Here is a 10035-nt window from a genome sequence, read left to right on the forward strand (position 1 = left end):
GCGCTATGCCGTCCAGGTAATCTGCTCCTGCGTGAAGCTTATCGTGTAGGCCCTGACCGGGAATAAACGTCAAGGCTGCGGAGGATCCCCCCTCCGACGGGGGCGCCTTGGAACCCGCACACGGATACCAATTGGTTTTGCTGATGTCACACGACAAATCGCTGACTTGAATCTCGCCTGTATGCACTGGCACCGGCGCACCTTCGAAAGGGTAATCCTCTCGAGCACCTGATTCATGGAAAGCGATTGCCTTCATGTCGCTATCTTCCAATCAAGGGCGTTGGAGGAGTGCCACCGTGCCTTGACCACCGTCGGCACAGATACTGACGATTGCCTTGGATCCAGGCGGTAGGGCCCATAATTCTTTCACCGCTTGGCTGAGATCGCGCGCGCCTGTTGCCCCGAACGGATGGCCAATGGCCACCGAACCCCCATTCGGATTAACGCGGTTCCAATCGAAGTCACCCATAGCCGCCTGAACACCGGCTTTATCGCGCACCCAGCTAGGATTAGTGATTGCCGCGACGTTCGCCAGAACCTGCGCTGCAAAGGCTTCATGAATTTCCCATAGTGCGACGTCCGAGAAGTTGAGTTTGTTCCGCGCGAGCAGGCGCGGAATGCCGTAGGCAGGCGCCATTAGCAGGCCTTCCGTGTGGAGATCGACGGCTGACACCTCGTAGTCAACGAGCTGCGCATATGGTGTTTCCGCCGGCAGTCTTCCCACACCGGCCTTGGTGGCGACCCAGCACCCTGCAGCTCCGTCGGTAATTGGTGAGCTGTTGCCGGCCGTCAGAGATCCCTGGCCACTTTTGCGATCGAAGGCGGGTTTGAGTGAGGCAAGTCTTTCGGCCGAAGTGTCGGCGCGCGGGTTCGCATCCCGCGCTAGCTCCGGCAGGGGTATCACTAGATTGTCAAAGAAACCGCCTTCCCAACCGGTGACTGACCGCTGGTGACTCTTAAGTGCCCAATCATCCTGCGCCTCGCGTGAGACTTGCCAAGCCTTGGCAGTCTCCTCCATATGGTCACCCATCGTTCTGCCGGTGATTCGGTTGGCATAACCTTTTGTGGGAAGCACGTAATCGCCTGGAGTCAAAGACTTCAGGGCGGTCAGGGCCGCGGTCGGATCCTGGGCGAAGAGACCTACGAGTCTTTTGGATGCATCAGCCGTCAGAGCGATTGAAGGGCGGCTCATGACTTCAGAACCACCGACCATAGTGAGGTCAGTTCCTCCGCCCAGCATGCCCGCAGCTGCGAACGTGGCTGTCATACTAGTAGAGCATGCGAGCACGAGGGAAAATGCCGGCACATTCGGGTTGAGCGCGGCGTCAAGCCAGATTTCGCGTGCAATGTTGCTCCAGCCTAAATTTGGCATGACCGTCCCCCATATGAGGAGGTCTGGCGCCGCTTGCGCTGCCATAGCTTTCACGACAGGCACAGATAACGACACGGCGTCATAGGCGGCCAAGGCCCCGCCACCGCGACCGAAAGGGGTTCGAAGGCCGGCGGCTATAAAGACAGGTTGGGAAAATCGGCTCATGTTGATCTCCAGAAGAAGTCATTGGGGTCACGTCTATGATGGTGCAACGTGAATTGGTTTTAGTGCTAGCCACCGTAGCGCTCGGTCTTGATAATGGTCGGGTCCAGGCCAGCTAGCAACGCGCCATCGGTGACGATGTTGACAAAACCGTTAGACCCGCAAACGAACACTTGCGTGGGCGCTCGGTGAAGCCGGATTAAAACTTCTCGGATAATGGCGCTATCGATTCGTCGCGCAAAATCCGATTTTCGGGCCGGTCTCTCTCGCGTAATCGCTAACGCCAGGACGAATGCCGGATCGTTCGATTCGATGGAATGAAGCTCTTCTGAGAAGAGAACGTCCTCAGCGGTCCGTGCGGACAGGATAAGCGCCGTAGGCACCGCTTGGGCCAATACACGGCGCTGCCGGATCATTGCCATCAACGGCACGAGGCCTGAGCCTGCCGCAATCAATAACGCTGCGTCTACTGCAGGTTCAGGCCAAAGGAAATGTCCGCCGAGGGGACCACGAATCTCGATTTCGTCGCCGATCGACGCGACGTCGTGAAAGTATGCCGATACTTCGCCATCTGGAAGGCGCTCGATAGCGAGCTCGATGGTCGCAGACGCTACCGACGCTGACGCGATCGAGTAGCTGCGCATCGCACTGTAGCCATCAGGCGCCGTCAGTCGGACATCCACGTGCTGACCTGCAATATGCGCGAAAGGTTCGCTCAACCGAAGAAAAAAGCTCTTAATACTCGGGGTTTGCTGGACGATTGCATCGATCACGCACAACTGCCACTGGATTCGGGCACCGTTCTCAGTCATTCGAGTGCCGTTGCTCACGCCAAGGATCGCCGTAGATATGGTAGCCGTGTCGCTCCCAGAAGCCCGGCTCGTCGCTGGTTGTAAATTGCAAGGAATTTACCCACTTTGCAGATTTCCAAAAATACAGATGGGGGACTAGAAGGCGTGCCGGTCCTCCGTGATCGCGAGCAAGCGGCTTGCCGGCAAAGTTAATCGCGACCATTGCTTTCCTCGAAAGCAGATCGGCAAGTGGGACGTTCGTCGAATATTTATCGTAGCAGTGCGCCGATACGAAATCCGTAGGCCGATCGAGCCCCGCATCTGCAAGAATGTCTTCGACAAGTACTCCCTCCCACACTGTATCGAGCTTTGTCCAGGATGTGACGCAATGTATGTCGCTGGTCATCGTGGTCTTCGGTAGGGCGTTGAACTCACGCCAGTTCCACACTTTGACGGTCTTCGAACCGACCTTGACAGCAAATTCCCAGACAGATGTGTCAACGCGTGGCGTTGGACCCGCGGTCAGAACCGGGAAACTCTCCACCAGATGCTGACCTGGCGGTATCCGATCGGACTGTTCGCCACCGGGACGGCGGCGGGTGAAACCTCTGGTAGCCATAGCAACTCCCTTATCGTCAAAGCAAAATGGATCGGTTTAGAATCAGAACCTAGTGGAACCAATCTGTACGTTGTACGCCGGAAAGTGACCTGCCCACCGCTGCCGCGCCTGCAGGAAGTCTTTAGCGCTCCAGAGAAAGCTCGCCGGTGCTTTCACTTGACTACCGATCCCGACACCCACAAAATCGCACTGCGAGACTCGGTTGAATCTGCCATATTCACATGCGGGATGGCGCCCCAGACTTCGGCAGAGTTGAGCATGTTTCGGAAGAACAATCGTACGATTAGATTATCATAAATATGTGCGCCAAGCAGATAAGTTCAGCTCTATTTGCTGACCACCTGAATCTCCATTCGGCTCTCAAGGACGAGTGCGAACTTAGCAGACCGTTGACCAGCGATGAGCTGGTCGCTAGACATCGACACGTTTCCCGGTGGGCGGGCAAGGTAATGTCTACACGTCGCTTTTCCAGTATCCATCCGCTATTTACTTTTGGGTTTGACGCGAGGTTTGATACTCTGCCGCACTTATAAATTGGTCGAATGTTTCGCACCAAATGACAACCGTGGTGTAGTCGTAAACGTCTACTCCTTCAGGCACCTGTACGATGAAGCCGTTGAACGTTTTTACATCCCCTATGCGAATCGACTCCTTCTTGGCGAGGAGAAAAGCTTCTTTCGTGTCTACGAAACGCGGCGCAAGGTAAATCTTGTAATCAGGACCAGGGGAAAGGCGTCCCACATGGGCAATCCGATTCCGCGATACTTCGATTACCCCTTCACCCCAATGTAGCAAATCACTGCCTCTAAGATTCCGCACCAGACGTCCCTTAAAGACCGCTTTATCCGCGATCTCCTTAAGTATTGCTGAGTCCGGTGCTGGGGGAGCTGTAAGGATCGGCAGCGTGTAGACCCCGCCAACAAATCCAATAGCGAGCATTGCGAGATGGGTAGTCATCAGGAAGAGAAATCGTCGCATTGTTTAAGCTTGCTCCATTGCCTAGTCGAGCCAGTCAGCATCTATGTGCACGTTCGAGAGGACTCGAGATCGCATTTGAGACAGGCGCCGCACGGCCATTAACTCAGTAATTCGTGGACGACTACGGAGGTGTCGTCAGTTACATGCTGCAGCCACAGCGCGCTTTTGAGGGCGCGCATCGCGTCAGCGTATCCCTGGTCCCAGCGCCAGTTGTTCGACCCCTTCGAAAAATTGATGTCTTTAGCGGCCATGTTCCAGTCATGCCCGCTGTAAGGCAGACGCACAATATGCAAGGTCGAAGCACAGCCCAGCTCAAGTAAATCCTTTTCGTCTTTTTCGGTGCAGCTCTGCGGCGGCAGCCGTGCATATAACTCGCGCAACTTGCGCTGCATGCGGTGGGTCAATGCATAGTCCTCGATGTGGCGTCGTGAACGCGAGGCATAGGTGACGTCCTTCAGGCGAGTGCGAACTGCCTCTATATTGTCCGGCTCCGCGCCGTCAGCACTCCACAGGTCAACCATGAAACAAAGCGTGTCGCCTTTTGGCAATTCACGTAGTACCGACTCCAGCGGGGTGTTGGAGTACAGGCCACCATCCCAGTAAAGTTCGCCGTCGATGCGCACACCAGCGAATGCTGGCGGTAGGCTCCCGCTGGCACGGACGTGGTCGGCACACAGACTGCCGCTGTGGCTGTCGAAATGGGTCAAGTCTCCTGTTCCCACATTCACGGCACTAATGGTTAAGCGAATATCCTTGTCCCGGTTCAGGTAGTCGAAGTCGACCAGCTCCTGCATGGTATCGTTCAAAGGGCTGGTATCGTAGAAGGACGCGTGTTCCGGCGCTACTTTCATTCCCAGCGAAAACCCACTGAACATGCGCGGCTTGAAAAAGCCCGGTGCGCCTTTCAGTACCGTGTCGACCGTGTTGAGCCAGATGTTGGAGCGGCGTAAATCTTCGCCAACCCAGTTCATATTGAAGTTGTCGTCGTGCGACACCCTGTCCCAGAATTGCCTCACGCGGGTGAGCCGGTTCTCCTGGCGGTTACCGGCGATCAGTGCGGCATTGATCGCGCCGATAGAGGTACCAACAATCCAGTCCGGTACCAGATCGTGTTCATGCATCGCATGGTAGACGCCGGCCTGGTAGGCGCCAAGCGCCCCGCCGCCCTGTAACACAAGCACGATGGGTAATTTTTTCGGGTTCAGTTGATTGTTCGTCGTCATGGTCGCTGTTGAGACAATAAAAAGGTGGCGCCGAACCCGAGGTCGCGACCTGGCAAGCGCTCCAGCCCACCCAGCACTACCTATGCGACGTCAGGTACTTGGCACGACTGGGGGGGCGCACGACACTGCTTTGCCGATCAGAGTCAAGAATTCTGCGTCTGTTACTCTTGCTCCAATGCCGTCACAAGCCAGTCAGCATTGAGATGGAAGTCTGAGTAAACAATTTGACCGTTAGCGTCGATCACCGCGAACCAAGGCGTTCCTCGCGTGCGGTAGTCTTTCATAAAGGTGGGAAATCTAGCGCCAGAAGGTGCCTCGTCATGACCGAAAGCGATAGGAAGCTCATACTTGAGCTGAGCGACTCGCAACTTTTCGAAAGTGTTCTCGTGTCCTCCTTCGAACACAGTTTGTATCGCCGCGAAACCAACACCCTTGGAGCTTAAAGCTCTATGCAATTTTTGCAGCGTTGGGAAACCATGTGAATGGCAGCCATTGCACCAGTGCTGGAAAGCAAACAAGATCTTCGGACCCGTTCCTAGATCCGCTAGCTTGAGCGGAGCTGCAATGCTCCGTCCGTCTTGATCAATCCATTTCTGCACCCGCAGCTCAGGCGCTCGTGTTTTGGCCCCGCTCATGTCTTTTGCCATTTCTGACGGAAGTAGTTGGCGTGGCCACTGATAAGTTGCTCCCGGTTTGTATCATAGTCACCTGCGCTTCTGAGGATAGAGGAACGCTCGGCCCAAAATTCCCGATCCTTGCCGATCGCAAGACCTTCGCGGCCTCCAACGGGCTTAGCCCATGTACTGCATAGAATTGTTGCAGGCGCCATAACAGTCCCTTTTTGAGTGCGTTGAGATTATGTTCGGTATTTTCGGGTGCAGTGCTCGACTTGCTAACGGAAGCCTGGCGAAACGCGGTATGAGGGCATGGTCTGGCATTGTTGAGCAGAAAAGTTAAAGTCGCTCATCACCATGAACACATCAAGCAGCTTGGCTCATGCTTTCTAAATGTCGCTTGGAAAATTTTTCTGAGCCTCCCGTACTTGAAGGTCGAATTCGATTAATATTACCTCAATTGTGTGCTTGGGACATATATTTATTCCCGGCCTACGGTGCGGGTTGACGTTAGCGATTTCCAATCGAGGCGGCATGGTCTGTACACACGATTTGCGGAGACAAATGGTCGTGCTGTGCCTCGGGAATGTCATTTCAAGAGGCTAGTACTGGGTAGGTTACAACTGGCTTAAATAAATTCTGAGGACCTCATGCGCGTTCATGTGTGGCAACAATTTCAGTCAGTTGGCCATGGAACTTTTTTTACGGGGAACATCCGCGACTCTAGCGGAGCAAGCTTTTCGTGGGCCTACGACTGCGGTTCTAAGCGCCCGACACGAGTTAGCGAGGCTATAGCATCACTGGACTACACTCAAGACTGGCCATCCGATCACGACCTCGACATGGTAGTTGTCTCTCACTTTGACGATGATCACATCAATGGACTTGAGACATTGCTGACCCAGCATAGGGTGAAAAGTCTCGTCCTGCCTTTTTTGGGTGTTCAGGCCCGGCTAGCGCAGGTATTCACGGCGCAGGACGGGGAATCGATATCGGCTTCGATGGCAGCCTTCGCAATGGATCCAATAAAATACTTGGGAGGCCGAGGCCTGCTGAATCGAATCGACTCTATTCTAATGATTCGCGGCGGTGCAATTGATGGAGCTGTGGATGAAGGTGACGCGCTTCCGCTCAATCCCCAGCGAGAGGGCCCAGCGAATTTGACGCCTGACGAGATTCCGCCAGACGCTCTAGAGTACCCAGTAGGTTATTTCGATACACCTAAGGAGGGCAACCCTCGAGTTAAGGTTCTATCGCATCGCAACCCAGTGAGAGCGTTGCGTGGTTTGCCCTTCGAGTTTGTTTTCTACAATACCGCGCTGCCGGGCGGGCTTGCAAAACGTTCCGGGCTGCCGATTAGTGTTGTGCAGACCGAAGTTGACGTAATTTTCCGTACCTACCGGATTCAGGACCCCGTCCGTAAGCCGCGCACGGGTTGGCGAGACAGTCTTAGGCTCTGCTACGACAAACACTTTGGCAAGCTAGGTAACGAACGCAACAATATCTCTCTATGCGTTTTGGCTCGTCCTCTTGTGGATGCGGGAGCGTACCCGCGCTGCGCGTCTTCTGTTTACAGCTGGCCATCCGATAATTTTTGGCAGCTGTTTGACCGCGATCGGCCGCGTCACCCTTACTGGTCGCTTTATCTTGGGTTTGCAATAGACGCCTACAGCACAAGGCAAAGCAATAGGCAAGCGCTTTTGCTTACCGGCGATCTGGCGCTAGGCTCAACGGAACTCAAAGCAATGAAGGCACATTTCGGTTTGCGACGTTGGACCGAGATTGGGCTGACCCAAGTACCACACCATGGGTCGCAGCACTCTTGGAAGACCGGGAACGCTGGGCATTTCGGCGCCTCGCGATTCGTGCAGTGCGTGCCAACGTTCTCGAAGCACAATGACCACCCACACCCAATCGTCGTTGCCGACCTGGGCCGACCCCGCGCGTTTGTGGCTGATTACGAAAACTCGGTGGTGCACCACTTTTGCTTCAACGTTTGAGTGCGACAAGTCTGCAGGCTTTTCGCGGCGTCGAATTTATCCGCGAGGTGCACTCTAGAAGCTTATTCGAGTCGCTTGATAGTTGAAGAAAAATCCAGCCGATTCAACCGTCTGCAAGTTGTGAAGGCAATCGTCGAGGAGAAGCGAGGGGGCATTGGGCTGTAACCATACATTGTTTAGGCTCGCCAAAGGCCCCCTTGGTATGATCACAATTACGAACGAGAATCTATGGCCTCCGTGTCAAAAATGGACGTGTCTGCCTCGCTGGCCCTTGCACTGGGCGAAGATCCGTTCTATCGCTCGATAACTGTAAGTTGCACCGCCGACGAGGAACGCCACTCGATACTTTCCCAATACTTCGCGCTAGCGATGACGGAAGCAGAAGGCCGCGGCGAAGTGCAGCGGGCAGGCAGTGTCGGTGCGGCCCTCTGGATTACCGACGAGATCGGCCAGGCAGCCGCAGGCGACCTGTCGTCGCATCGAAAGCGCGAGCTAAGGCAGCTGCTTGGTCCTGCAGGATTCGGAAACTATCAGTCTATCTGCGCGGGCATGGACAGCAAAGTTCCCGACAGCCTCGACGGGTCTTGGTATCTCTCCATTTTGGGCGTGCATCCCGATGCCCGTGGCCAAGGTCTGGCGCACACATTATTGGAGCGCACGCTGCAGCGCGCCGATCACTTGAACAAATCTACCTACCTCGAGACATTCAACCCCTTGAGCCTGGCATTCTACCGACGGCTCGGCTTCACGAACAAGCTCAGCCTATTCGAAGAGCTGACAGCGCGGCCTTACTGGCTGCTGTGGCGCGACCCGCGCAACTAGGGGGCACGAAACGCGCCGTGCTCAAGTGCAGCGATATCCTGGTCACGGCGGCTAAGTGCACCTCGCAGCACTGCTACCGTATGGTTACGTCCCTATCCAGCCCGACGATCAGGCCTTGACCTCCACGCCCTTCCAGAACGCGACGTGCCCAGCAATATTCGCGGCAGCCGATTTCGGTTCGGGATACAGCCAGGCTGCATCTTTGTTGACCTTCCCGTTTACATCGACATCGTAATAACTGGCTGTGCCTTTCCACGGACACACCGTCGTGGTTGCCGAGTCCTTGAAGAACTGGCGCCGCAGGGACGCAGGCGGAAAATAGTGGTTGTTCTCCACCACGACTGTATCGTTCGATTCCGCCAGTACTTCGCCATTCCATATTGCTTTCATGTGCGCTCCTGTGTTGTCGTGTGCTCGCTAAGGATGCGAAGAGTCTACAGTCTACACGAGCGCCGGACAGACCGAACTTACCAGCGGATGAAAAGGTTTGGCAAAGGCGGATATAGGTTTTGCAGTTTCGTGGGCATCTTGCAGTACGAATTCGCTCCTGTCCGCGAGCCGCAGCCGCAGCCGAAGGCTGGCGTGGGGGAGACCATCAAACAGAACGTCCAAGTGTGCCTTGCAATTCTCCCGGACGGCGAGCACAGTCATCGCGGGTTGGCATTAACATCGCTGATCAAGCGTGATAGCTCGAAAAGTGCGCTAGGAGGGCGAAATTCTAGGGTGCCCAGTGTTCTGTGCCGCCTGGCTGAAATCCTTGCAAGTAACGGCGTTGAATATCGCACGAATAGACACCTGCCTTGGCAAGAAGTGGTCGAAGCCGCATTTGTGATCAAGAGAACGCGCAAGTTCCTCATCGCATTCTATTAGGGCAACCATCATGCAGTGGGTCAAGCAGGGCAGGTTCCGTAGCTCCTCCACCAACTCAAAACCTGAGCAGTCTGGAGAAGACAGGCCAATGTAGATTGCATCTGGACGAAATGCCCTCGCTTCTCTTATCGCCGCTCATCGGTTGTTGCGACCGCCATTTCACAGCCATATTTGCCGAACAGATTGACCATCCGACAAAGGAATTGGACATCGCGATCAACAATTAGAATTGTCGATTACGTTTTTTACATGCCAGCATCAATAACTCCAATTGGGGAAAGACACGACCGTGAATCGCCACGACAATTGTAGACACTCCTGAGCCATAATATCGGACCCAAGGAGAACTTATGAGTGGCAAGCGGTACACAGAAGAATTCAAGATAGCAGCAGTCAAGCAGGTATCCCACCGTGGGCACCCAGCGAGCGAAGTAGCAGAGCGGCTCGGGGTAAGCATCCACAGCCTGTATGCCTGGACGAAGCGCTATGGCGGGTTGTGTCGCGTTGTTGATCCGAAGACGGAATTTTCCAGGAAAGGAACTGGGGTGCCTCAAACTGGACGGACCTGTGCTGCCAGCGCATAA

General features: G+C 55.0%; 9 protein-coding genes and 1 pseudogene. 3 read left to right on the forward strand and 7 right to left on the reverse strand.

Going from position 1 to position 10035, the window contains the following annotated elements:
* Positions 1-271: 271 nt before the first annotated feature.
* From BXA07_RS27835 to BXA07_RS27860, 6 genes are all read right to left on the reverse strand, one after another.
* Complete coding sequence (locus BXA07_RS27835; RefSeq protein WP_076572941.1) at positions 272-1537, reverse strand: thiolase family protein; 1266 nt, start codon at positions 1535-1537, stop codon at positions 272-274.
* 65 nt (positions 1538-1602) lie between these two features.
* Positions 1603-2346 (reverse strand): ferredoxin reductase, encoded by a 744-nt coding sequence (locus BXA07_RS27840; protein ID WP_076572944.1) that lies wholly within the window; start codon positions 2344-2346, stop codon positions 1603-1605.
* Positions 2339-2944, reverse strand: coding sequence for a sulfite oxidase-like oxidoreductase (locus tag BXA07_RS27845; RefSeq protein ID WP_076572946.1), 606 nt, complete (start codon positions 2942-2944; stop codon positions 2339-2341). The genes BXA07_RS27840 and BXA07_RS27845 overlap by 8 nt, the downstream gene beginning before the upstream one ends.
* Before the next feature lie 486 nt (positions 2945-3430).
* Positions 3431-3901 (reverse strand): DM13 domain-containing protein, encoded by a 471-nt coding sequence (locus BXA07_RS27850; protein WP_348532973.1) that lies wholly within the window; start codon positions 3899-3901, stop codon positions 3431-3433.
* Positions 3902-4020: 119 nt separating this feature from the next.
* Positions 4021-5145, reverse strand: a complete 1125-nt coding sequence (locus tag BXA07_RS27855; protein ID WP_076572949.1) for a patatin-like phospholipase family protein — start codon at positions 5143-5145, stop codon at positions 4021-4023.
* 161 nt (positions 5146-5306) lie between these two features.
* Positions 5307-5780, reverse strand: a complete 474-nt coding sequence (locus BXA07_RS27860) for a peroxiredoxin family protein (RefSeq protein ID WP_076572950.1) — start codon at positions 5778-5780, stop codon at positions 5307-5309.
* Positions 5781-6409: 629 nt separating this feature from the next.
* Between BXA07_RS27860 and BXA07_RS27865 the strand changes: the two genes are divergently transcribed.
* Positions 6410-7759: a ComEC/Rec2 family competence protein gene (locus tag BXA07_RS27865; protein ID WP_139335818.1), complete on the forward strand. Its 1350-nt coding sequence runs from the start codon at positions 6410-6412 to the stop codon at positions 7757-7759.
* Positions 7760-7987: 228 nt separating this feature from the next.
* On the forward strand, positions 7988-8581 hold the full coding sequence (locus BXA07_RS27870; protein WP_076572952.1) for a GNAT family N-acetyltransferase: 594 nt from the start codon (positions 7988-7990) through the stop codon (positions 8579-8581).
* Between the two features lie 108 nt (positions 8582-8689).
* On the opposite strand, the gene BXA07_RS27875 is transcribed toward BXA07_RS27870, so the two are convergent.
* Positions 8690-8971: a DUF427 domain-containing protein gene (locus BXA07_RS27875; RefSeq protein ID WP_076572953.1), complete on the reverse strand. Its 282-nt coding sequence runs from the start codon at positions 8969-8971 to the stop codon at positions 8690-8692.
* Positions 8972-9801: 830 nt separating this feature from the next.
* Between BXA07_RS27875 and BXA07_RS27885 the strand changes: the two are divergent.
* Positions 9802-9939, forward strand: a pseudogene (locus tag BXA07_RS27885) (transposase); the annotation flags it as partial.
* Positions 9940-10035: the final 96 nt, after the last annotated feature.

It is taken from the genome of Janthinobacterium sp. TND4EL3 (genome assembly GCF_900156175.1).
Lineage (GTDB): Bacteria > Pseudomonadota > Gammaproteobacteria > Burkholderiales > Burkholderiaceae_D > Janthinobacterium.